Annotated in this window: 19 protein-coding genes; 9 read left to right on the forward strand and 10 right to left on the reverse strand. The window is 70.7% G+C overall.

Annotation, left to right across the window (positions count from 1 at the left end; translation table 11 throughout):
• The first annotated feature begins 36 nt into the window (after window positions 1-36).
• Window positions 37-417, forward strand: a complete 381-nt coding sequence (locus I4J89_RS09000; protein WP_196413864.1) for a DUF742 domain-containing protein — start codon at window positions 37-39, stop codon at window positions 415-417.
• Between the two features lies 1 nt (window position 418).
• Complete coding sequence (locus I4J89_RS09005; protein WP_196413414.1) at window positions 419-1,006, forward strand: GTP-binding protein; 588 nt, start codon at window positions 419-421, stop codon at window positions 1,004-1,006.
• 645 nt (window positions 1,007-1,651) lie between these two features.
• On the opposite strand, the gene I4J89_RS09010 is transcribed toward I4J89_RS09005, so the two are convergent.
• The 5 genes from I4J89_RS09010 to deoC form a co-directional block, all read right to left on the reverse strand.
• Entirely contained in the window at window positions 1,652-3,853 is a 2,202-nt protein-coding gene (locus tag I4J89_RS09010; protein WP_309238238.1) for a transposase, read from the reverse strand.
• 67 nt (window positions 3,854-3,920) lie between these two features.
• Window positions 3,921-4,820 (reverse strand): SatS C-terminal domain-containing protein, encoded by a 900-nt coding sequence (locus I4J89_RS09015; RefSeq protein WP_373688120.1) that lies wholly within the window; start codon window positions 4,818-4,820, stop codon window positions 3,921-3,923.
• A gap of 118 nt (window positions 4,821-4,938) precedes the next feature.
• Window positions 4,939-5,775, reverse strand: a complete 837-nt coding sequence (locus I4J89_RS09020) for an aldehyde dehydrogenase family protein (RefSeq protein ID WP_196413416.1) — start codon at window positions 5,773-5,775, stop codon at window positions 4,939-4,941.
• On the reverse strand, window positions 5,768-7,192 hold the full coding sequence (locus I4J89_RS09025) for an aldehyde dehydrogenase family protein (RefSeq protein WP_196413866.1): 1,425 nt from the start codon (window positions 7,190-7,192) through the stop codon (window positions 5,768-5,770). Before I4J89_RS09025 ends, I4J89_RS09020 begins: the two co-directional genes overlap by 8 nt.
• A gap of 9 nt (window positions 7,193-7,201) precedes the next feature.
• Window positions 7,202-8,131, reverse strand: a complete 930-nt coding sequence (gene deoC / locus I4J89_RS09030; RefSeq protein WP_196413417.1) for a deoxyribose-phosphate aldolase — start codon at window positions 8,129-8,131, stop codon at window positions 7,202-7,204.
• Window positions 8,132-8,190: 59 nt separating this feature from the next.
• Between deoC and upp the strand changes: the two genes are divergently transcribed.
• On the forward strand, window positions 8,191-8,823 hold the full coding sequence (upp, locus tag I4J89_RS09035; protein WP_196413418.1) for a uracil phosphoribosyltransferase: 633 nt from the start codon (window positions 8,191-8,193) through the stop codon (window positions 8,821-8,823).
• A 5-nt stretch (window positions 8,824-8,828) separates the two neighbouring features.
• On the opposite strand, the gene I4J89_RS09040 is transcribed toward upp, so the two are convergent.
• A complete protein-coding gene (locus I4J89_RS09040) occupies window positions 8,829-9,311 on the reverse strand; it encodes an NUDIX hydrolase (RefSeq protein WP_196413419.1) in 483 nt (160 codons plus the stop codon).
• Window positions 9,312-9,510: 199 nt separating this feature from the next.
• On the opposite strand from I4J89_RS09040, the gene I4J89_RS09045 reads away from it, so the two are divergent.
• Genes I4J89_RS09045 through I4J89_RS09055 form a run of 3 tightly spaced genes read left to right on the forward strand, consistent with a single transcriptional unit; the run spans window position 9,511 to window position 14,253 of the window.
• Window positions 9,511-10,617 carry a DegT/DnrJ/EryC1/StrS family aminotransferase gene (locus I4J89_RS09045; RefSeq protein ID WP_196413420.1) on the forward strand — a complete coding sequence of 369 codons (1,107 nt, stop codon included), beginning with the start codon at window positions 9,511-9,513 and terminating at the stop codon, window positions 10,615-10,617.
• Window positions 10,614-11,606 (forward strand): Gfo/Idh/MocA family protein, encoded by a 993-nt coding sequence (locus I4J89_RS09050; protein ID WP_309238239.1) that lies wholly within the window; start codon window positions 10,614-10,616, stop codon window positions 11,604-11,606. The genes I4J89_RS09045 and I4J89_RS09050 overlap by 4 nt, the downstream gene beginning before the upstream one ends.
• 34 nt (window positions 11,607-11,640) lie before the next feature.
• On the forward strand, window positions 11,641-14,253 hold the full coding sequence (locus I4J89_RS09055) for a glycosyltransferase family 4 protein (RefSeq protein ID WP_196413421.1): 2,613 nt from the start codon (window positions 11,641-11,643) through the stop codon (window positions 14,251-14,253).
• A gap of 51 nt (window positions 14,254-14,304) precedes the next feature.
• Here I4J89_RS09055 and I4J89_RS09060 read toward each other — a convergent pair whose 3' ends face one another.
• The 4 genes from I4J89_RS09060 to wecB are packed head-to-tail and all read right to left on the reverse strand — an operon-like array spanning window position 14,305 to window position 18,463.
• Entirely contained in the window at window positions 14,305-15,663 is a 1,359-nt protein-coding gene (locus I4J89_RS09060) for a glycosyltransferase (protein WP_196413422.1), read from the reverse strand.
• The gene (locus I4J89_RS09065) at window positions 15,660-16,166 is read right to left on the reverse strand and encodes a hypothetical protein (protein ID WP_196413423.1); all 507 of its coding nucleotides are present in this window, start codon (window positions 16,164-16,166) and stop codon (window positions 15,660-15,662) included. Before I4J89_RS09065 ends, I4J89_RS09060 begins: the two co-directional genes overlap by 4 nt.
• Complete coding sequence (locus I4J89_RS09070) at window positions 16,159-17,376, reverse strand: glycosyltransferase (protein WP_309238240.1); 1,218 nt, start codon at window positions 17,374-17,376, stop codon at window positions 16,159-16,161. The genes I4J89_RS09065 and I4J89_RS09070 overlap by 8 nt, the downstream gene beginning before the upstream one ends.
• A 7-nt stretch (window positions 17,377-17,383) precedes the next feature.
• Window positions 17,384-18,463, reverse strand: a complete 1,080-nt coding sequence (gene wecB, locus I4J89_RS09075; protein ID WP_196413424.1) for a non-hydrolyzing UDP-N-acetylglucosamine 2-epimerase — start codon at window positions 18,461-18,463, stop codon at window positions 17,384-17,386.
• Window positions 18,464-18,631: 168 nt separating this feature from the next.
• Here wecB and I4J89_RS09080 point away from each other — a divergent pair, with 168 nt between their 5' ends.
• The 3 genes from I4J89_RS09080 (at window position 18,632) to I4J89_RS09090 (ending at window position 23,770) form a co-directional block, all read left to right on the forward strand.
• Window positions 18,632-20,821 carry a glycosyltransferase family 4 protein gene (locus tag I4J89_RS09080; RefSeq protein WP_196413425.1) on the forward strand — a complete coding sequence of 730 codons (2,190 nt, stop codon included), beginning with the start codon at window positions 18,632-18,634 and terminating at the stop codon, window positions 20,819-20,821.
• Between the two features lie 76 nt (window positions 20,822-20,897).
• Window positions 20,898-22,490 (forward strand): glycosyltransferase, encoded by a 1,593-nt coding sequence (locus tag I4J89_RS09085; RefSeq protein ID WP_196413426.1) that lies wholly within the window; start codon window positions 20,898-20,900, stop codon window positions 22,488-22,490.
• Window positions 22,487-23,770 (forward strand): nucleotide sugar dehydrogenase, encoded by a 1,284-nt coding sequence (locus I4J89_RS09090; protein WP_196413427.1) that lies wholly within the window; start codon window positions 22,487-22,489, stop codon window positions 23,768-23,770. Before I4J89_RS09085 ends, I4J89_RS09090 begins: the two co-directional genes overlap by 4 nt.
• The last annotated feature ends 86 nt before the right edge of the window (window positions 23,771-23,856 follow it).

Genomic DNA, 23,856 nt, shown 5'->3' on the forward strand with positions numbered 1-23,856 from the left:
CACTTCTAGGGGCCGAGGGAGGGGTTGACGGTGACAATGCCTGAACGCGATGAGCCGACCGGCGCGCTGGTCAGGCCGTACGTCGTGACCCGTGGTCGGACCCGGCCGAAGCTTGAGATAGCGCTGGAAGCGCTGGTCGAGACAACCGTGCGCGGCCGTTCTGGGATGATCCGCGGCGGGCAGGGTGGAAGCGAGCATCAGTACATCGCGGCGATGTGTGACGGTGGGCGCGTTCAGTCGCTCGCTGAGATCGCCGCACGCATGCAACTGCCGCTCGGTGTGGCACGTGTGATCGTTGCTGACATGGCCACTGACGGTCTTGTTGCGGTTTACGAGCCCACCTCGCTTGAAGACGAGACCGACGCGGTAGGCACGGAACTGCTGGAAAGGGTGCTGAGTGGACTTCGCAGGCTCTGACATGTCGCACCGTCCCGCTGCGGGACGCGTGACATCGGCGAAGATTGTCATCGCCGGTGGCTTCGGCGTCGGTAAGACGACGCTGGTGGGGTCGGTCTCGGAGATCACCCCACTGACCACTGAGGCCATCATGACCTCGGCCGGTGTGGGTGTCGACGACAACCGGCAGGTGCCGGGCAAGATGACCACCACCGTGGCCATGGACTTCGGCCGGATCAGCATCGACCGTGACCTGATCCTCTACCTGTTCGGAACGCCTGGCCAGACGCGGTTCTGGTTCATGTGGGACGAACTGGTCCGGGGTGCGATCGGTGCCGTGGTGATGGTGGATACGCGTCGGCTCGCCGACTGCTTCGCCGCCATCGACTTCTTCGAGCACCGTCGCCTGCCGTACCTGGTGGCGATCAACTGCTTCGACGGCATGCAGTATCACAACGCGCAGGACGTCCGGGACGCACTTGCCGTCTCGAGCGACGTGCCCGTGGTGAGCTGTGACGCCCGCAACCGTGAGTCGACGAAGAACGTCCTCATCTCGCTTGTCGAGTATGTGTTGACGATGCGTCGCTCGCGCGCGGTAGCGCCGGCCTGACGAACGGTCGAAGCCCCGCTCCGGTCGCCGGAGCGGGGCTTCTGCATGCCTGCCGTCAGTCACTATGAGTGATTGATCGACTCCAGCAGGGCCGGAAGCTCGGTGAGGTCGTCGATGGCCAGCTCCGGGACGAACGTGTCCTGATCGTCGCGGAAAGTGTGCGCACCGGGATGGCCGGCGTTGGTGACGAGCGGGGTTTGCTCCCAGGCCTCGCAGAGTTCACTGGAACAGTCGCTGAGCAGTCCCAGGAGGTAACCGCGGGCTCGTAGCCGATCAGGGTGTCCAGGGCGCCGGTTCGCGGCTTGCGGACCCGCTCAGCGCCCGCGTGATGGCTGGCGACGGCCGCCGCGAGGGTCCGCTGGTCCGGTTCGGCGCCGCACTCGGTGGCGATCCTCCGCAACGTCTCGGCGGTGGCTCCGTAGCCGCCTACGACCCGCTGCGGGAAGCTGCCCGACATCGCCGTCCAGAACCGATCGGCCGGCACCCCGAGCACGGCCGCCGTCTCGGCGAACACGTCCGCCCGCAAGGACTCGGCGGAGGGGTCGGTCAGCGTACCGAAGAAGTCGAAGATGATCGCTCGCCTGCGGCAAGCCTGGTGCATGCGAAAGGGGCGCGACCCGATGGGTCGCGGCCCTTTCTGCTACGTCAGCGCCCGCCGTAGCCGGCGGGGGGGGTGTTGACGCTGTTTCGGAAATCGTCCGCGGGCTGCCCGTCCCGGGTGAAGTCCCAGCCGCCGGCGGCCTCCCGCCCAGGCCGGCCGCCCATGGCGAACCCGCCGATCTCCTGTCCGCGCCGCCAGCCACGGAAGTAGCCGGTGGTGTGTGCGGCGATAGAAGCCGCGTCCCGGACGATCCGCAGCGGACGCTCCTCCCGCAGCGGCGAGCCCGGCACCAGGTTGGCCTGGGGCACGCGCTTGGGCAGGCCGGCGGAGGTCTCGGCGGCCACGGCCGGGGTGGCCGCCTTCTCCGCCGCGCGCCATCTACTGTCGTTCGGGTTGGTCCAGTCCAGCTTGTCCGGCTTGTTGGTCTCGTCGTGCCCGGTGAACCAGGCGGACCGGGCCGCGGCGAAGATCAGCAGGTCACCGTCGCTGCCGTCGGCCGGAACCGGCGGAGTGGTGCTGCGATCCAGTGCGGTCAGTTTCGGGCTGCTGGAGGTACGGCTGTCGCCGTCGATCAGGCGCAGCGGCGGCCGGCCGGTCGAGTCCAGCCCGGAACCGCTGTCCCGGCCGCCGAGCTGCGAATCCGACATGCGCAGCGACGGCGGCTCCTTCGGCATGTCCTGCCACGGCGGCTTCACCCGGCCCGAGGGCGGCGAGCTGACCGACGCCGCGGCCGGGGCCGGGGGCACGTCCTCGCTCCCGGCGTTCAGCAGCGGCCAGTTGGCCCGCGAGCCCGGCTCCGGGGTCTCCTGGGCGGGCCGCTGGCCGGGCATCGGCAGGCTGTAGTCGGTGGGCCCACCGGGCACGCCGTTGGCCGCGGCGGGCTGACGCGTGTTCGGCCGGGCCGGGATGACTGTGCGCTGGCGCTCGGCACGGGCCCGGTTGATCTCGGCGTTGGTCAGCGTGGGCCGGAACGGCTCGCCGGCATCGGCCGGGCTGCTCCGGCCGGCGGCCGGCTGCACCGACGAGGGCGCCCCCGGCGTACGCGTAGACGGCACCGGGCGGGAACCCGGGGTGATCGGGGTCATGCCGGGCGGAGGCGGCGGCACCGAGACCGGACGGTTGCCCGGGTTGCCGGCCCGGCCAGGCAGGCCGTTCGCCGCGGCAGGTGCGACCGGCGGTGGTCCGATCGGAGCCGGTGCGACCGGCGGCGCGGTCATCGGCCGCGGGCTGGCCGGTCCGTTACCGGTGGTCGCCGGTTCCGGACGGCCACGCCGCCCGAAGCGCGACTCGGTGCTCGGCGCCGGCTGGAGCGGGGCCGGCTCGGAGGCCCGGCGAGCGGCGCGACGGCCGACGTTCGGGTTGCTGGTCTGGGGCATGGCCCGGGCGCTGAGCGTGCCCACCAGAGCGGAGCAGGCGGAATCGCACGAGCGGACGGCGCCGATCGCCTGACGTACCGCGTCGGCGGCGGCCGGAGCCAGGGACTTGTTGACCCCGCCCCGCCGGGGTGACTCGCTGATCGCCACGTGCAGCGCGGTGATGGCGGCGAACACCTGCTCCTCGCGGCCGGCGCCGGCCCGGGTCAGTTCGGCGGCGATCTCCCGGGCGGTCTGCTCCGGGTCGGCGCCGCGGCCGGTCAGCCGGCCGGGCTCGGGCACCGCGTCCAGGACGGCGAGTGCCAGGGGGTGTGCCGGATCCGGGTACGCCCGGAGGGCGGCGGGGTAGAGCTCACGCAGCACCTCGCGCAGGGCCACGGCCGCCGAGTTCCGCCCGTTCAGCATCGCGACGTGCGCGGCCAGAACCGGCTTGTAGCTGACCAGGTCGCGCGGGGTGGACAGGGTCACCGCCGCGATCGCACCGGCCTGCAGTGCCCGGGCCAGGCCCACCGCGCGGCGAGCGGCGGCGGGCGCCTGGATCTCCTCGGGGGAGTCGTCGTCGGTGAAACGTTCGGCGAAGTCGTCCGCGTCGTCGTCGTCGACCACGACAAGCGGCCGGCCGGCCGCGGTCAGCAGTGAGGTGACCACGTGGTCGTCGCTGTCGGCGGCGACCGCCGCGTCGCTGAAACCCGTCGTCCGCTCCACGAGCAGCGAACCGAGCTCGGCGTAACCGGCCGGGTCGTCGCTGATCTCATGGACGCCGAGCAGCCGGCCTGCGTCGTCCACCACGGCGATGGTCAGCGGTGCGGCCGAGGCCGTACGCACCGAATCATCAGCCGACGCCAGACCGCAGTACACGCGCACGAGCGCCACGGCGTCGTCCTCCTCCCCGGGACTGCTGCTTCTCTGTGGCCAAGGACTGATGTTCCCTGGTAATCGGTCAGTCACGCCAGTCCACAGCGGCAGAGATCTTGCCGATGACGGAGCGCCAGCCCAAACTCGCCTGTTGTGCCCCGATTTTCTTCAATCGGCGACGACCGAAGAAACCGCCCATACCACCACTTTCCGCGGCGCGGAGGGACTCGTCCAGGTCGTCAAGGGGTGAGCCCGGCGACAGTGCCAGGATCACCGGCTTGAGGCGGAGTGCGTATCCCAGGTCCCGGGCCACTTCACCGGCGGCGATGAGCAGCGGCAGATCCCACGTGTCATGTCCGCCACGCAGGTTCTCCACCACGAGGTCCAGCTCGTAGCGGTCGTCCGGCAGCGGGTCGATGTCGCTCGACTGTACTCGCTCGACGAGGGTGCCCCAGCTGTCCAATTGTGCGAGATCGTGCGGAGCACCCGAACGAAGGAAGGAGACAAGCGATTCGGCGCTCTTGAAGGCGAGCAGGCGGCCCTTGTGGCTGAGGAACATGGGTACGTCCTCGTCGGCCGCCTGGGCCGCGGCCTCCTCCGGTTCGTCCTCGAAGTCGGCCGGATCGGGCTCACCATCAGCCTTTGCGGCGCTCTTCTCGTCCGCGTCGCCCTCGGCGATCAGCGCCTGGAACTCCTCGTCGACGATGACTTCCTCGTCGTCGTCGGCCGTGTCGAGCGGGCGCTTGCGGTTCTCGAACGGGTCGTCCTCGTCGACCTCGATCTCGGTCGGCGTCAGCTCGGACGCCTTCCGGTGCGCCCGCAGCGTCAGCCCCACTCCGCCAGGAAGGGCGATCTCAACCGGCTGGATGCGGACGCTCTCCCAAAGCTCACGCCCGGAACCGCCCTCGGTCGAGGACTTCTCGGCCACCGGCGCGGAGGCCTCGGGCTCGTCGGACTGGCTGGTCACGGTAGACCTCCGGGTGATCTGGGGGTGGCGGGACGGGTGACTCTGGGCACACACCCTAGTCGGCAACGCTGTGTGACAGAGGCCCCGTCCCTTTGGTCAGAGCCACCCGCGGCGGAAAACCAAGAGTAAAACCGTTTTAGTGGCCCTTCGGGTGCCACACGGTCTTGGTCTCCAGGAAAGCGGTCATCGGACGCAGCCCCGGGTCGGCGGTGAAGTCGGTGCCGCCGAGCCCTGGCCGGAGCACCCGCTTCAACGTCCCGGCGGCGGCCCGCTCCAGCTCAGCGGCCAGTTCGGCGTGCTCGACGCCGGTCAGGTCCAGGCCGTTCACGTCGGCGTGCGAGGCGAGCCAGGGTGCGGTCTCCGCGTACCGGCCGGTGAGGATGTTGACCACGCCGCCGGGTACGTCGGAGGTGGCCAGCACCTCGGCCAGGGTGACCGCGACCTGCGGGTCCGCGGCCAGGACGACCACCGTGTTGCCGGTGACCACCGCCGGGGCGACCACGCTGACCAGGCCGAGCAGCGAGGGCGGGGCGACGATCGCGACCACGCCGGTGGGCTCCGGCGCCGAGATGTTAAAGAACGGCCCGGCCACCGGGTTGGCACCGCCGGCCACCTGGGCGATCTTGTCGGACCAGCCCGCGTACCAGACCAGGCGGTCGATCGTCGCGTCCACCTCGGCGGCGGGGACACCGAGCGTGGTGAACTCGGCGCGCCGGCCCTCCACCATCTCGGCGACCCGGTAGAGCACCTGTCCCCGGTTGTACGCCGTCGCGCCGGCCCACTTCGGCTGGGCGGCACGGGCGGCCAGCACCGCGTCCCGGGCGTCCTTGCGGGAGGCGAGGGCCACGTTGTCGCCGTTCACCACGTACGTCCGTCCTGACTCGCTGCGAGGGAAGGCGCCGCCGATGTAGAGCTTGTAGGTCTTGCGTACGGAAAGCCGCGTGGGCTCCGCCGCCTTGGCTGTCTTAGGCAAGGTACGCCTCCAGGCCGTGCCGGCCGCCTTCCCGGCCGTAGCCGGACTCCTTGTAGCCGCCGAACGGCGACGTCGGGTCGAACTTGTTGAACGTGTTGGCCCAGACCACGCCGGCGCGCAGTTTGTCGGCGACCGACAAGATCCGGGAGCCCTTCTCCGTCCAGATGCCGGCGGAGAGGCCGTACGGCGTGTTGTTGGCTTTCTCGATCGCCTCGGCCGGGGTCCGGAAGGTCAGCACCGACAGCACCGGCCCGAAGATCTCCTCCCGCGCGATCCGGTGTGCCTGGGTGACTCCCGTGAAGATCGTCGGAGCGAACCAGAAGCCCCGGTCGGGCAACTGGCAGGCCGGCGACCAGCGTTCCGCACCCTCGGTGGCACCGATTTCCGACAATTCGGTAATTCGCGCCAACTGTGCCGCTGAATTGATCGCGCCGACGTCGGTGTTCTTGTCCAGCGGATCGCCGACCCGCAGCGTCGCCATCCGCCGTTTCAGCGAGGTGAGCAGCTCCTCGGCGATCGACTCCTGCACCAGCAGGCGGGAGCCGGCGCAGCAGACGTGCCCCTGGTTGAAGAAGATGCCGTTCACGATGCCCTCGACCGCCTGGTCGATCGGCGCGTCGTCGAAGACGATGTTCGCCGCCTTGCCGCCCAGCTCGAGGGTCAGCCGTTTCCCGGTGCCGGCCACCGCGCGGGCGATCTCCCGCCCCACCTCGGTCGAGCCGGTGAAGGCCACCTTGTTCACGTCCGGGTGCTGCACCAGGTACGCCCCGGTGTCGCCGGCGCCGGTCACGATGTTGACCACGCCGGGTGGCAGCTCGGCCTGCCGGCAGACGTCGGCGAAGAAGAGTGCCGACAGCGGGGTGGTCTCGGCCGGCTTGAGCACCACGGTGTTGCCGGTGGCCAACGCGGGTGCGATCTTCCAGGCCAGCATCAGCAACGGGAAGTTCCACGGGATGACCTGGCCGGCGACGCCGAGCGGGCGCGGATCCGGGCCGAACCCCGCGTAGGCCAGCTTGTCGGCCCAGCCCGCGTAGTAGAAGAAGTGTGCGGCGACCAGCGGCAGGTCGACGTCGCGCGACTCCTTGATCGGCTTGCCGTTGTCCAGCGACTCCAGCACCGCGAGCTCACGCGAGCGCTCCTGGATGATGCGGGCGATCCGGAACAGGTACTTGGCGCGCTCCGAGCCGGGCATCGCGGACCAGGAGGCGAAGGCGCGGCGCGCGGCGGCGACCGCCCGGTCCACGTCCTCCTGGCCGGCGGCGGCCACCTCGGCGAGGACCTCCTCGGAGGCCGGGTTCACCGTCTTGAAGACGTTTCCGTCCACGGCCTGCTCGAAGGAGCCGTCGATGAAGAGCCCGTACGACGAGGCGATCTCGACGACGGAGCGGGATTCCGGTGCTGGTGCGTACTCGAACATCGCCCTCACTCAGTCCAGGGTGAAGTAGTCAGGGCCGGCGTAGTGGCCGGTGGTGAGCTTGGTGCGCTGCATGAGCAGGTCGTTGAGCAGTGAGGAGGCGCCGAACCGGAACCAGTCCGGGTGCAGCCAGTCGTCGCCGACCGTCTCGTTGATCATCACCAGGTACTTGATCGCGTCCTTGGTGGTCTTGATGCCGCCGGCCGGCTTCACGCCGACCTGCCGACCGTGCCGGTCCCGGAAGTCGCGGACCGCCTCCAGCATGACCAGGGTGACCGGCAGGGTGGCGTTCACCGCGACCTTGCCGGTGGAGGTCTTGATGAAGTCGGCCCCGGCCAGCATCGCCAGCCAGGACGCCCGGCGCACGTTGTCGTACGTCGCGAGCTCGCCGGTCTCCAGGATCACCTTGAGGTGGGCCGCACCGGCCGCCTCCTTGACCGCGACGATCTCCTCGAAGACCCGGCGGTAGTCACCGGCCAGGAACGCGCCCCGGCTGATCACCATGTCGATCTCGTCGGCGCCGGCGGCGACCGCCTCCCGGGTGTCCGCGAGTCGCACCTCGAGCGGCGCCTGCCCGGAGGGAAACGCGGTCGCGACGCTGGCCAGGTGCACTCCCGAGCCGGCCAGCGCGGCCGCGGCGACCGGGGCCATGGCCGGGTAGACGCAGATCGCGGCGACCGGCGGGCAGCTCGGGTCGGCCGGGTCGGGCCGGATCCCCTTGGCGCAGAGCGCGCGCACCTTGCCCGGCGTGTCGGCGCCCTCCAGGGTGGTCAGGTCGACCATCCGGATGGCCAGGTCGATCGCGCTCGCCTTGCTCGTCGTTTTCACCGATCGGGTGGCGAGGGCGGCCGCACGGGCCTCGACGCCAACCTTGTCGACACCGGGCAGCCCATGCAGGAAGGAGCGGAGATCTGACAGCCCGGTGGCCGCTGTCACAGTCATGAAAGCGATTCTACGCAGCCCGCCGACAGTTGATCTTGATGGAGCGGTAGGTTGACCTCGTGGACGTCCTGGTTGTAGATCACCCGCTGGCCCAGACCCGCCTCACCGCGATGCGCCGGGCGGACACCGACTCCGGCGTCTTCCGCGCCTCCCTGCACGAGCTCACCACCATGGTGGTCTACGAGGCGGCCCGTCTCTTCGCCGTCGAGAAGTACCCCATCGAGACCCCGGTGGCGCCCACCGAGGGCACCCGGCTGGCCAACCCGCCGCTGATCGTGCCGGTGCTCCGGGCCGGTCTCGGCATGGCCGACGCGGCGCTGGGACTGCTGCCCGAGTCCTCCATGGGCTTCGTCGGGCTGGCCCGGGACGAGAAGACGTACGAGCCGCGGGCCTACATGGAGTCGCTTCCCGGCGATCTCTCCAACCAGCCGGTCCTCGTCCTCGACCCGATGCTCGCCACCGGCGGATCGCTGCTGCACTGCTGCAAGCTGCTCGCCGACCGGGGCTGCACCGACATCATCATCTGCTGCGTGCTGGCCGCGCCGGAGGGCATCGAGCGGCTCTCCGCCTCCGACCTGCCGCTGCGCCTGGTCACCGCCTCGATCGACCAGGGGCTCAACGACAAGGCGTACATCGTGCCCGGCCTGGGTGACGCCGGCGACCGGCAGTTCGGCGGCATGCGCCGCTTCTAGGCGGCTCAGACGTAGGACCAGCCGGTGGCCCGGCCGCCGGCGAACGGCATGACGCCGTGGAACGGCCGGGGTTCCGCGGCGAAGACGAGCGGGAGGAAGTTCCGGTCCGACTCCCACATCGGGAGCCGGCCGGCCAACAGGTCGGCCTTCTCCACCCAATGCAGCGACCCTTCCGGATTTCCGGCCAGCGGGGTGCCCGACCAGTCCGGAATCCGGAACAGAAAGCCGAACCAGTTCTCCCCGTTTCGGCCGAACCCGGGCCAGGAGATCGTGCCGGCCAGGTCGAGCCGGTGGCACTCCAGTCCGGCCTCCTCGGCGACCTCCCGGCGCATGCCGGTGACCACGTCCTCGTCCGGCTGCAACTTGCCGCCGAGTCCGTTGTAGTAGCCGTAATGGAGATCGTCGGGCCGGGTGTCCCGCCGGATCATCAGAACCCGGCTTTGGTCCGGGGAGAGGACATAACCGAGGGTAGCGAGGATGGCCTGCACGAGAGTTCACCCTAGGGCCGGTGCAGAATAGGGTGGCCGCACACGGTGGGCGATCAACCTGGCGAAAATGCTGTACCATCGCGTCCGCCGCCGTCGATGCGCGGCCACCGCCATGCTGCGGCGTTTCAGCGTGCGTTGTTGCAGGGAGTCACCATCTCCCTACGCACTTTAAACTTTCTCTCGTTCAGGAGGAACGCCCATGACGGGCTCCCAGCCTGCCATCCCACCCGCTCGCCCCGTGATCGGTGAAGACGAGATCGAGGCAGCGGTCCGTGTGCTGCGTAGCGGCATGGTGGTTCAGGGCCCGGAGGTCGCGGCCTTCGAACGCGAGTTCAGCGAGCTGGTCGAGGGCCGGCACTGCGTCGCGGTGAACTCCGGCACCTCCGCGCTCCAGCTCTCGCTGCTCGCGCTGGACTTCAAGCCGGGCGACGAGGTGATCGTCCCGTCGTTCTCGTTCGCCGCGACCGCCAACGCGGTCCGGCTGGCCGGCGGTGTCCCGGTCTTCGCGGACATCGAGGCGGACACGTTCAACCTCGATCCCGACGCGGTCGCCGCGGCGATCACGCCGCGCACCGTCGCGATCATGCCGGTGCACCTGTACGGCCACCCGGCCGCGATGGACCGCCTCATGCCGCTGGCCGAGGCGCACGGTCTCACCGTGGTGGAGGACGCCGCTCAGGCGCACGCCGCCGCGCTGAACGGCACGCCGGTCGGCGCCTTCGGCATCGCCGGCTGCTTCAGCTTCTACCCCACGAAGAACATGCACTCCCTCGAGGGCGGCATGATCACCACCGGGGACGCCGAGTTCGCGCGCAAGCTGCGCCTGCTGCGTAACCAGGGCATGGAGAAGCAGTACCAGAACGAGATCGTCGGCGCGAACATGCGGATGACCGACGTCGCCGCCGCGATCGGCCGGGTGCAGCTCGGCAAGCTCGGCGGCTGGACCGAGCGTCGCCGCGCCAACGCCGCGTACCTGGACGAGCGGCTCACCGGTGTGGCCGTCCCGCCGGTCGCGCCGGGCGCCAAGCACGTCTACCACCAGTACACGATCCGGGTCTCCGGCGACCGGGAGGCGTTCCGGGCCGCGCTCAGCGAGCGGGGCGTCGGCAGCGGCTCCTACTACCCGACGCCGATCCACCGGCTGAAGCCCTACCTGAACGAGGACGGCACGCCCGGCCCCTGGAAGCTGCCGGAGACCGAACGCGCCACGGGCGAGGTTCTGTCGCTGCCGATCTACCCCACCCTGACCACCGAAGACCTCGACCGCATCGTCGAGGCCGTCAACGCCGCGGCGGTGGCCGCGTGACCGCCGTGCTGCGCGCTGGACTGATCGGCCTGGGCGCGATGGGCCGCAACCACGCCCGTGTCCTCGGCGTGCTCGACGGTGTCGAGCTGGTCGGCGTGATGGACCCGGCGCCGGGTGTCACCGGGCCGTTCGGTGTGCCGGTGGTGCCGGACGTCGAGCAGCTGCTCGCGCTCAACCTCGACTACGCCGTGGTGGCCTGCCCGACCGGCCTGCACGAGGAGATCGGCCTGCGTCTGGCCGAGGCCGGCGTGCACACGCTGATCGAGAAGCCGCTCGCGCCCTCGATCGATGCCGCGAAGCGGCTCGTCGAGGCTTTCGAGCGCCGCAACCTGGTCGGCGCGGTCGGCCACATCGAGCGGTACAACCCGGCGCTGCAGAGCCTGCGGACCCGCCTGGAGGCAGGCGAGCTCGGTGACATCTACCAGATCGTCACCCGGCGCCAGGGCCCGTTCCCGGGCCGGATCGCCGACGTCGGCGTGGTGATGGACCTGGCCACCCACGACATCGACCTGACCGCCTGGGTCACCGGCCGCGAGTACACCAACATCGCGGCGCGTACGGTCTCGCGCAGCGGTCGCCCGCACGAGGACATGGTCTCCGCGGTCGCCACCCTCGAGGACGACGTGATGGCCAACCACCTGGTGAACTGGCTGAGCCCGTTCAAGGAGCGGTCCACGGTCATCACCGGCGCGCGGGGCAGCTTCGTCGCGGACACCCTCACCGCCGACCTGACCTTCTACGCCAACGGCGCGACCAGCACCGAGTGGGAGGCGCTGCGCGCGTTCCGCGGTGTGGCCGAGGGCGACATGATCCGGTACGCGATCCCGAAGCGGGAGCCGCTGCTGGTCGAGCACGAGCGCTTCCGTGACGCGGTCGAGGGCAAGGAGAGCGACATCGTCACTCTCAAGCAGGGGTTGCGTACGGTTGGTGTCGCCGACGCCGTTCTGCGGTCCGCTCAGGACGGTATGACGGTCGAGATTCCACGGTGACGAGGTCGCCGCGCCGCGCAGGAAGGTTTGAACGATGACAACGGAGGCGCGCGCTCCGCGGCTTCTCGTGATCGTCGCCAACGGCATCACCGGCGACTCGCGGGTCCAGAAGACCGCGGTCGCCGCCGCCCGCGCCGGGTGGGAGGTGACCCTGCTCGGCACCGGTGGCCGGCGGGGTCGCCGGCAGACGACGATGATGGGCGAGGTCACGGTCATCCGCCTCCCCGTCACCGCCGACTACGCCCGCCGCAGCAAGGGGAACCGGGTGCGGCGGATGGTCACCCAGACCACGATCCGCAACCAGGAGGGCCTGGTCGGCGTCAACGCCGCCTATCAGGCCTGGCTTCGGCAGGCCACCGCCCGGATCGGCCGGATGCGGACCAGCGACGGCCCGGCCGCGGTGGTGCTGAAGCCGGCCAGCAAGGCGCTCGGCGCCGCGGTCAAGGCCCGCCGGCTGCTGCACCGCCTGCGCGTCAAGGCGTTCAAGTGGGAAGAGCGGCAGGTCGGGCGCCCGACCGGGTCGTGGCAGCGGGACCAGCCGTCGCTTGTCGACCTCGACCTGGTGTTCGGCCCCGTGATCGAGAAGCTGCAACCCGACGTCATCCACGCCAACGACGTCACCACCATCCACACCGTGGCGCTGAGCGTGGCGCGGATGCGGGCCCGGGGCCAGAAGGTCGCCTGGCTCTACGACGCCCACGAGTACATCGCGGGCATCGACTGGCCCAAGCCGCGCGAGGACCGGGCGTACAAGGCGGTCGAGCGTGAGTTCGTCGGTCAGGCCGATGCCGTGGTCACCGTGTCGCCGGAGATCGCGCGGATGCTGCGCGAGAACTTCAAACTGCCGGAGACCCCGCTCGTGGTGCGGAACGCGCCGATCCGAGAGGTGGTCGGCAAGACGTATCCGAAACCGTCGGTCCGGGAAGCCTGTGGCGTCGCCGAGGGCGTTCCGCTGATGGTCTACTCCGGCTGGCTGGCACCCGCGCGCGGCGTCGGTACGGCGGTCTCCGCCCTGCCCCTGCTGCCCGGTGTGCACCTGGCGATCGTGGCCGGCCGGGCCAGCGCCGAGCAGGACGCCCTGCGCGCGCGTGCGGCCGAGCTGGGTGTCGAGGACCGGGTGCACGTGGTCCCGTACGTGCCTCAGTACGCGGTGCCGGACTACCTCTCCTCGGCCGACCTCGGCCTGATCTGCCTGCGGCGGATCCGCAGTCACGAGATCTCGCTCCCGACCAAGCTGGCGGAGTACCTGCACGCCGGTCTGCCGGTGATCGTCAGCGATCTGCCCGTCCAGGTGGAGTTCGTGCAGCGGACCCGCATCGGCGAGATCTTCGTCGTCGACGACACCGAGGACTTCGCCGAGGCGGTCAAACGGGCCCTGGAACACAAGGCCGAGCTGGTGGCGAACATCAGCGACGCTCTGCTCCAGGAGTTCTCCTGGGAGCGCCAGGCCGAGGGGCTGATCGAGCTGTACCGGCGGATCGCCCCGCGTGCACCCAAGGGCACCCGCCCGGACATCCCGTGGGACGTCGACGAGGGCGCGGCCGCGACGCCGCCGGCGGTGCTGGAGACGGCACCGGGCCCGCTGCCGACCTGGCGTCCGCTCGACGTGACCGCCACGGTTCGCCTGGGTCTGGGCCCGGCCAACTACGCGGGTCAGCTCGCCACCTTCGCCCAGGCCATCTGCCGCGACAACGCCGGCGTCACCGCCGAGGTGGTGATGCGGCGCAGCGCGGACTCGTACGTCTTCCCGGCCGACGTCTACGTTGACCGGGACCGCCAGGGCGAGCTGGACGTGCAGATGGAGCAGGTGCGCCGCGTGGTCGGGCGGTACACCCACCTGATCGTCGACGCGTTCCTGCCGGTCTTCGGTTATCTGAACGGCGACACGATCGAGGGCGACCTGCCGGCGCTGCGGCGAGCCGGGATCAAGGTGGCGCTGCTGGCGCACGGCAGCGAGATCCGGCACCCGTTGCGGCACCGGGACCGGTACCCGTTCTCGCTCTTCCACGACGCGCCCAAGGACATCGTGCCGCGGTACGCCGCACGCGCCGAGCGCAACCGGCGGATCGCCGAGGAGAGCGGCCTGCCGCTCTTCGTCACCACCCCGGACCTGCTCGACGACCTGCCGGCCGCCACCTGGTCGCCGCTGGTGGTCGACGTGGACTCGTGGACCAGTGACGAGCCGGTGATGGAACGGTCGCGGCCCAAGGTGCTGCACGGCCCGTCACAGCGGTGGACCAAGGGCACCGACCGGATCCTGCCGGTGCTGACCGAGCTGCACGACAAGGGTGCGATCGAGCTCGTGCTGGCCGAGCGGGTGCCGTGGGAGACGATGCGCGAGCTGGTCCGTACCTGCGACATCGTGGTGGATCAGTTCGCGGTGGGCAGCTACGGCACGTTCGCGGTGGAGGCGATGGCCGCCGGCCGCCCGGTGGTCGGTTACCTCGACGAGCGCGTGCACAAGGCCGCCGGGGTGCGGCCGCCGATCGTCAACGTCACGCCGGACCGGATCGGCGAGGCGCTCGAGTCGTTGCTGGACGATCGGGCCCGCACGGTCGAGATCGCCAAGGAGTCCGTCGCGTTCGCCCAGGAATATCACGACGGGCGGCGTACCGCTCAGGTGTTCGCGGACTTTCTGCGGCCCTGACGGATCCGCGTGAGACGGTGGCTGCGCCCGGCGGGCGCAGCCACCGTTCTGCTATTTGCGCCGGATGAACGAGCGCAGCTTGGCCTCGAAGGGCAGCAGTACGTTCTCGCGGGTGTACTGCTGGGCGTGCTTGAGCGCCGCCGCCTCGACCTCCGGGGTCAGATCCTCGGCCGCCTTGCCGGCCTCGATCATGGACTGTGCGATGTCGTCCGGGTCCAGGCTGTTGGCGTTGAACCAGAGCGGATAGTCGGCGAGCACCTCGGCCGCGGCGATGCCCGGCGCGTGCACCGAGACGATCGGCCGGCCGTTCGCCATGTACTCGAAGATCTTCCCGGAGGTGACGTACTTCGCGCCCCCGGCGAGGAAGACCAGGATGTCGCTCTCGGCGTACGCGTGCGCGACCTCGGTCTTGGAGACCGGCCCGCGGTAGTACATCCGGGTCTCCCCGCTGCCGCCCGCCTGGTTGTCCTCACCGAGGTTCAGCTGCTGGGACAGCGAGATGTGCCCGCCCTTGAAGAAGCCCAGGTGGCCGTAGATGTTGAACTCGGCGTCGGCGAGCAGCGGATGGGTGCGGGCCTTCTCCCACGCCTCCACCATCTCGCGGACCGGCTGTGCGCCGGTCACCGTGCCCACATAGGAGTAGCGCAGCGGACGGTGCTCGTCCCGCGGCTCGAGGCCCGGATGCTTGGGGTCCTCGAGCACGTCCGGGTCCCAGCCGTTCGGCACGATCATCATCTTGTCCGCCTGCCGCGGGTAGCGGTCGGCGTGCCACTGGCGCAGGGCGTCGTTGACGAACACCGCGGCCGAGGCCTTCTCCAGGACCCGGCGCTCCCATCCCCAGGCCGAGTGACCATCGGGGAACGCCGGCTTCTCCTTGAACAGGTCAAGGGTCCAGGCGTCGCGGTAGTCGACCACGAACGGCACCCCGGTCAGCCGGTTGATCAGGTACGCCGACGCGAACGAGGCGAACGGGTTGCCGGTGGCGACCACGATGTCGAACGGGTTGCGGGCGTGCTCCTTCAGCGCCTCGATCACCGACGCCAGCCCCCACGAGCTGTAGTGCTCGGGGAAGGGCTTCAGGCTCAGGTCGTAGAACGACTTCGCCAGGATCGGGAATTGCCGGCGGAACCGGCTGAACTTCCGGACGTCGTGGTCCCAGATGAACTGGTTGAGCCACGGCCGCTTCACCTTGATCCGAGGATCGATGGTCTCCAGGAGCTTCTCGTCCACGGAGCCGACAGCCTCGTAGAAGAAGCGCAGCGGTGCGGCGAAGACGGTGACGTCCCATCCCTGCGCCGTCAGGTGGTTGGCGGTGGCGCGGGCACGGTAGACACCGCTCGCCCGCGACGGCGGGAAATAGAACGCCAGGTACAGCACCCGGGGTGGGCGCGTGCCATCCGACCTGCTCATCGATCTCCTATGCCGTAGGCCACCTGGGGTAGCTCGGTGCCGCCGTAGGTGCGCAGTAGTGAGACGGCGACCGGCATCGACGCGGGGTCGTTCACCACCAGCACATCCAGTTTGCCCATCGCTGTCTCGTACCGCCGGATCAAGCGGGCCGTCCGGTCACCGGATCCGCGCCGGGCAAGCGGCAGGAACACCTTCCGGTGCAGCTTGTCGGCGACCCGGCGACGGTACGCCTGCCAGGCCCGATCGGACCGGCCCTTCAGGGCGCGGCGCGGCAGGCGGTACAGCATCAGCTGCTCCCAGCGCAGCCAGGTGTGCCGCAGCTCCAGCTCGGCCTGGGCCACCAGGCGTACGCCCGGCGCCGGCTTGTCGTTACGCCAGAGAGCGGTGTCGCCGACGACGACGGTCGCGTTGCCGCCGTCCGCGGTGACGAGCGCGGCGTCGTCCAGCGCGGCGCGCCGCCGGGTACCACCCAGCGCCAGGATGAGTACGTTCCGGTCAGCCATCGGAGCCCTCCCGGTCGAACCACACGCGGTGGTGCGCTTCCGCCACGGCGGGGTAGCCGTAACGGCCGGCGAGCTGCTCCCGGACGGGCCGCAGGTCGAGCCCGGCGGCGAGCCGGTCCCGTACCCGGCGGTAGGCCGCCACCAGGGCGTCGCTGGACTCCTCGACGTCCACCATCTCACCGGCGGCGTCCTCGAGCCCGGCGAGGATCTCCTCCGGTCCGCCGCACTTGGTGACCAGCAGCGCCATCCCGGCCGCCACGGCTTCCACCACGACCATGCCGAACGTCTCGAAGCGGCTCGGATGCACCAGCAGGTCGTGCTCGCGCATCATCCGCAGCGCCTCCTCCGGCGGCTGCATACCAGTGAACTTCACCGCGTCCGCGACGCCCAGCTCGGCCGCCTGCTTGACCAGCGCGCGGCGCATGTCGCCGTCACCGACCAGGGTGAGGGTGAGTTCGGGGTCCTCGGCCCGGCACCGGGCGAACGCCTCCATCAGCCAGTGCACGCCCTTGCGCTCGGTCAGGTTGCCGACGAAGAGCCAGCGGCGCGGGTTCCGGACCGGTGCGGCGCGTTCGGCGGCGAACGAGATCGGGTTGGGCACGAAGCCGATGCGGTCCTGGTGCTGCGGGAAGGCCTTCACGAGCGGGTCACGGACCGGGTCGCCGACGGCGAAGAAGCCCGCGCAGCGCTGGAGCAACTCGTCGTACATCGCGCGCGCTTCCGGCTGCTCCAGCACGCGGTCCAGGAACGTCGCGTGCTCGGTGACGTAGATCCGGGCGTCCGGGCGGGCGTTGCGCAGCGCGGCCCATCCGCCGGGAAGGCCGACATGGGCGTGCACCACCGGAGCGGCAAGCGGTTCGTTGTCCAGCGCCGACCTGAGCACGGCCTCGTGCCGCCGCGCGATGGCGGCATAGCTGAGGCCGACGGTCAGAGGTACGGGCACCGTGACGAGCCGCGCTCCGCCCGCGGTCGGTGTCGCCCGCGGCGGGCGGTGGGTGTAGCCGAGCAGCGTCTCGTAGGCCGACTCCACCTCGGCACCCTCGGCCGCCGGAAGCCGGTGCCCCCACTCGGCGCAGTGATAGACCGTCATGTCGGTGCCCGGCGCGGTGGCTTCCACCATGGCCCGCACGAAGGCGCCGGCGAACGGATGATGGCTGTTCGGATACCAGGGGGTGACGACCGCGACCTGGGGCAGACGATTATCGTTCACGATCTTTTCAACTCTGCTGCAGAACCTCGACCACGCGCTGCGCGGCCCGGCCATCGCCGTACGGCTCGCCGCGGTCAGCGGCCGGAGCGGTACGGGTGGCCGCGCTCGCCCACTCCGCGCCGAGCGTCCACGGGTTCGGGATCAGCCGGTTCCAGTCGCCTTCCAGGGTCTCCACCCATTCGGTCTCCGGGCGCAGCGTGGTGCACGGACGGGCCAGCAGGTAGGCCTCCTTCTGCAGGCCACCCGAATCGGTGACGACGCCGGCCGAGCCGAGCACGGCGGCGACCATCCCGGCGTACGGCAGCGGCCGCCCGGCGTGCAGGGAGCCCTGGGTCAGTTTGAGGCCGTAGCCGTCGGCGCGGGCGATCAGGCGCGGGTGGGCCAGCAGCGCGACCGGTACGGGCAGCGCGGCGAGCGACTCGATCAGCGCAGCCAGGCGCTCCGGGTCGTCGGTGTTCTCCGCGCGGTGCAGGGTGGCCAGCAGGTACGGCTGGTCCGGGTCGATGCCGTCGGGCAGCACCGGCCGCGGGTGCTCGCCGGCGGTCACCGCGTCGCGGATCCGCAGGCAGACGTCCACCATCACGTCGCCGACCAGCACCGACCGCTGGGCCAGTCCCTCGGCGGCGAGGTGGCGCATGGCCTCCTCGGTGGGGGCGAGCAGCAGGTCCGCCGCGTGGTCGGTGAGCACCCGGTTGTGCTCCTCCGGCATCCGGCGGTTGAACGAGCGCAGGCCGGCCTCCAGGTGGGCGACCCGGAAGTGCTGCTTCACGGCCGCGACCGTGCCGGCGAGCGTGGAGTTGGTGTCGCCGTAGACCAGGACCCAGTCCGGCTTCTCCCGCTCGAGCACCGGGTCCATCGCACCGAGAACCGCGCCGGTCTGCACACCGTGGCTGCCCGAGCCGACACCGAGGTGCACGTCGGGGTCGGGAATGCCGAGCCCGGAGAAGAACACGTCGGAGAGGTCGGCGTCGTAGTGCTGGCCGGTGTGCACGATGACGTGCTCGTGTTCAGTGGTGGCGAAGGCGGCGGCGATCGGTGCTAGTTTCACCAACTGCGGGCGAGCGCCCACCACACTGAGGACCTTCACGGCTGCTCCTAGCACTGATCGGTTGCGAGCCGCGGCACACGATACGTGAGCAAGGTTGCACTCTCTCGGCCGCATCACTTCGCCGGACGCCGTGGGGCTCACCGGCGCCCACGGTCCAATTGCACGGCAGCATACTCTGGTGATGTTCCACTGCGAGAAGGAGTCCTGTTGAGTTCGCCAGGTCCCACCGTCGTCTATGTGTCGCTAGGTCCGCGGCGGCTTGCCGCGGCACAACGTCACTCGGCGGACCTCGCCGCGGGCGGCGACCGGGTTCTGCTGGTCGTCACCGACCGGCCGGAGTTCGTGGATGCGGAGCCCGTGGCCGGCGTGACTGTGCACCGGCTCGCCTCCGGGCACCTACCGGCGACGCTGCGCGCCGCGCGCCGGCTGCTGCTGCGCGCCAACGGCCCGCTGGCCGGGGCCCGGCTGCTCATCGCCGGTGACGTCGAGGCGACTCCGATCGCCGACGCGGCCCGCCGCCGCTTCGGCAAGCTGGACATCCGGCTGGAGCCGAGCGCTGACCCGGCCCGCCGCCCGGCAGCCGCCGACCTGGCCGTCGTGACTCCCTGGTACCCGTCGCCGAACGACCCGTTCGCGGGCGCCTTCGTCGAGGCGGCCACGGCGACCGTGGCGGACCCGGACCGCCGCATCTCCATCCTGCAGAACGAGAACTGGTTCTATCCGGGCCGCGACTCCGCCGGGAGCCTGCTGAACGTGACCGTTCGGCGGGAGATCCAGCGCTCCGGCGGCGTGGTCGTGACCGACACCCCGATCGGCGAGCTCACCCGGGTGGTGACCCCGCAGACCACCAAGGCCGACTACGCCGGCCGGGCCCGTGCGCAGGTCGCCCAGCTGAGGGCGGCGCTGCCGGGCGGCGTGATCGATGCTCCGCTCATTCACGCGCACACCGGGCACTACGCCGGTGTGGTGGCCACCGAGCTGGCTCGCGAGGACGCCCGCATCATCGTCACCGAGCACGTGACGTTCCTCTCCGACGTGCTGGCCCAGCCCGCCGCCCGCAAGCTGTACAGCCGGATGGTCCACCGCGTCGACCGCCTGCTCTGCGTCGGCCGGGCGCTCCACGACCAGCTGGTCACCGCCTACCCGAGCCTGACGGACAAGTTCCTCGTGGTGCCCAATCCGGTCGACTTCGACCGCTTCGAGTTCCGCGCGCAGCCGCCGGCCGAGCCGCTGCGACTGCTCTACGTCGGCCGGATGCTGGAGCACAAGGGGGTGGACACCCTCCTGGAGGCCTTCGCCGAGATCGCCCGGGAGGAGCCGCGCGCCACTCTGACCCTGGTCGGCAGCGGACCGCTGGAGGACCGGCTGCGTGAGCGGATCGCCGAGCTGAAGCTGGGTGACCGGGTGACGCAGCGCCCGCCGGTGGCGCCGGAGCACGTCGGCGCGCTGATGCGGGAGCACGACGTGCTGGTGCACGCCTCCCGGGTGGAGACGTTCGGCATGACGATCGTCGAGGCGGTCGCGTCGGGCACCCCGGTGCTGGTCGCGGCGAGCGAGGGTCCCACCGAGACGCTGGAAGGCCTGGAGGGCCTGGCGGGTGTGCTGTTCCCGGTCACCGAGGAGCCGGCCGACATCGTGACGGCGTACCGGTCGTTGCGTGCCGCCTGGGGTGGCCTGGACCTGGTCACCGCTCGCAAGATGCTGGCCGGGCGATACAGCCGGGAGGCGGTCGGCGCGCAGCTGCGTGCCGTCTACGCCGAGGTGATGGCCGAGCCGCAGCGGGTCGTGGAGGCGGCGCCCGAGCCGGAGAGGCTGCCGGCGCCCGAGCCGGGCGCCGACCGGATCGCGGTGGTCGCCATCGAGCCGCCCGGCAACCGGAACACCCGCAACTTCATCAAGGCGGCGCGCGCCCAGGGTTACGGCGTCGATCTCATCGCGCTGGAGCCGAAACGCTGGCCCTGGTACGCCGATGACGAGGGCGTGAAGGTGTACGGCGTGGGCAGCCGCGAGGACCGCCGGTTCAGCCGCCGGCTGGAGCGGGCCCTGGTGAACACCCTCCCGCGCCGGGCGATCGGCTTCCTGCGCTCGCGGGCGCGCCGCCTGGCGTCGCCGAAGCCGGAAGCGGTCGCGATAAACGTCGCGGAGACGCACCGATCGTTTGCCAGGAGTTTCGAGAAGCGGATGTATCTGCCCTGGTACCAGATCGTCCGGCCACGTATCCTCGGGCGGATCGCTCGGCGCGACGTGCTACCGAAACTGGATCAGAAACGTATCCGGCATGTGGTGGTGCATGGCCCGCTCGGCACCACCATCGGGTGGGAGCTGGCCAAGCGACTCCCCGGCACTCCGGTGACGACCGATCTCACCCCGCCGGGGGAGCGCGCCAAGGTCCGTTGATGATGTCGGTGCCCTCGCGCGATCTCAGCGAGGGCACCTCCAACTCTTCAGTGAACGGATCCGACATGATGCGAGGGTGGCAGTGACGGGGGCACACCCTGACGTGACCGTCGTGGTCGCCGTCTACAACACGATGCCGTACCTGCGGGAGTGCCTGGCCTCCCTGGTCGGGCAGACGATCGGTCTGGACCGGCTCGAGGTCATCGCGGTCGACGACGGTTCCACCGACACCAGCGGCGCGGAACTCGACAGCTGGGCCGAGCGCTACCCGGACACCATCACGGTGATGCACCAGGCCAACTCGGGCGGGCCGGCGGTGCCCAGCAACCGGGCACTGGACGTCGCCACCGGGCGCTACGTGTTCTTCATCGGCGCCGACGACCATCTCGGTCTGGAGGCGCTGGAACGGCTGGTCACCACGGCCGACGAGCTGGACGCCGACATCGTGATGGGCCGGATGGTCGGGGTCGGCGGCCGGTACGTCAACCGGGCCGTCTACCGGGCCGGCAACCAGGAGTCGATCAGCCTCGCCGACTCGGCGCTGCCCTGGGCACTCTCCAACACCAAGCTGTTCCGCCGGTCGATGCTCGAGGAGCACGGCATCCGGTACCCGGAACAGCTGCGCTCGTACAGTGATCAGCCGTTCACGTTGCGTGCGGTCGTGGCCGCCCGCCGGATCGCGGTACGCGGCGACTACGACTACTACTTCGCGGTGCGCCGGGACGACCAGAGCAACATCACCTACCGCACCTCGGTCCTTCGTTTCCTCCAGGACGCCGCCGTGGTGATGGACACCGTGGCCGACGTGGTCACCGACCCCGCGAGCCGCAGCCAGGTGCTGCACCGCAACTTCTCCTGGGAGGTCTACAAGCTGGTCAGCGACCGCTACCTGGCGGCCGGCCCGGAGGAGCGCGGGCAGGTGCAGGAGGGCGTGCGCAAGCTGGCCGAGGCCTACCTGACCGAGGAGATCCGGGCGAACCTGGACGTGCAGCGCCGGGTGCCGATCTCCATCGCCCAGCACGGGTCGCTGGACGACCTGAACGCCGTCGTGGAGTACTACGCGGAGCACGGCCTGGGCCGGCTGGTGGCCGAGGGTGACCGCTATTACACCGAGTTGCCCGGTTTCCGGGAGCCGGAGAAGAAGTTCCCGGACTCCTGGTTCGAGGTGCCCGCCCGGACCGCCTCGGCGCAGGCGCAGCGCGAGCCCGGCACCGCGACCTGGGCGTACGACGGCGGGGGCCGGGCGGTGGCGCTGCGGGTGGAGTGGTCCAGCCGGTTGGCCGAGCTGCGTGACGGCGCGGCGGTGGCCGGCTCGGTGCCGGCGAGCCGGCTGGTGGCCGAGCCCACCGACGGCGGCCTGACGATCCGCGCCGAGTTCTCGGTGGCCGATCTCGTCGCCGGCGTCGGCCGGAAGTCGGAGCGCCTGAAATTCCGGCTTTCCGCCGCTGACAGCTTGATCAGCCACGACGTGACCGCCACCCGACCGGGCGTGGGCGCGGTTCGCTACCGGCGCGGTCTACGCTTCTACACCGTTGCGGTCCGGGCGGACGACAAGTCACGGCTGAGTGTCTCGGTCACTCCGATCGGTCCGCGACGTCTTGCCGGCCGTCTGGTACGGAAGCTGCGGCCCGCGCTCGGGCCACGCCAAGGAGGAAAGACCACCGCATGAAGATCTGTGTCGTGGCCCTGGGCAAGATCGGGCTCCCGCTCGCTGTCCAGTTCGCCAGCAAGGGCCACACGGTGCTCGGCGCCGATGTCTCCGAGTCCACGGTGCGTACCGTCAACGACGGGCTGGTGCCGTTTCCGGGTGAGGCGGACCTCGACGTCAAGCTGAAGCAGGCGGTCGGCGCCGGGCTGCTCACCGCCACCACCGACACCGCGGCCGCGGTCGCCGAGTCGGACGCGGTCGTGGTCGTGGTGCCGCTCTTCGTCGACGCGGACGGCAAGCCGGACTTCGGCTGGATGGAGTCCGCGACCCGGGACATCGCCCGCGGGCTGCGCCCCGGCACGCTGGTGAGCTACGAGACGACCCTGCCGGTCGGCACCACGCGTGAGCGCTGGGCGCCGCTGCTGGAGGAGGGTTCCGGCCTGGTCGCCGGCCAGGACTTCGACCTGGTGTTCAGCCCGGAGCGGGTACTCACCGGCCGCGTCTTCGCCGACCTGCGCAAGTACCCGAAGCTGGTCGGCGGCGTCAACGAGGCCTCGGCCCGGCGCGGCGTCGAGTTCTACGAGGCGGTGCTCGACTTCGACGAGCGTCCCGACCTGGACCGCCCGAACGGCGTCTGGGACCTGGGCAGCGCCGAGGCGGCCGAGCTGGCGAAGCTCGCCGAGACCACCTACCGCGACGTCAACATCGGCCTGGCGAACCAGTTCGCCCGGTTCGCCGACACCCTCGACATCGACGTGAACGTCGTGATCGACGCCTGCAACACGCAGCCGTACAGCCACATCCACCGGCCCGGCATCGCGGTCGGCGGGCACTGCATCCCGGTCTACCCGCGGCTCTACCTGTGGAACGACCCGGACGCCTCGGTAGTCCGCGCGGCCCGCGAGGCCAACGCGGCCATGCCGTCGTACGCCGTGGACCTGCTCGCCGCGGCGGTCGGCGACCTGTCCGGCGTGGGCGTGCTGGTGCTCGGCGCTTCGTACCGGGGCGGGGTCAAGGAGACGGCGTTCTCCGGTGTCTTCCCGGCGGTCGAGGAGCTGCGGCGGCGCGGTGCCACGCCGTACGTCTCGGACCCGATGTACAGCGCGGCCGAGCTGACCGCACTGAAGCTGCCGGCCTACAACGGCGAGGCGGTTCGTGCCGCGATCGTGCAGGCCGACCACGCCGAGTACCGGTCGCTGAGCGCCGCGGACCTGCCCGGCGTCGAGGTGGTCGTGGACGGGCGCCGGGTCACCGACCCGGAGCGCCTGGACGGCATCCGCCGGGTGGTCATCGGCGGCTGATCGGACACGTCGAGGCCCCCGGGGGATTCCCGGGGGCCTCGGCGGGTGGAAGGGGGGGGGGTCCGGATCCCGGCTGACGGAATCGC

It is taken from the genome of Actinoplanes aureus, from assembly GCF_015704865.1.
Classification (GTDB): domain Bacteria; phylum Actinomycetota; class Actinomycetes; order Mycobacteriales; family Micromonosporaceae; genus Actinoplanes; species Actinoplanes aureus.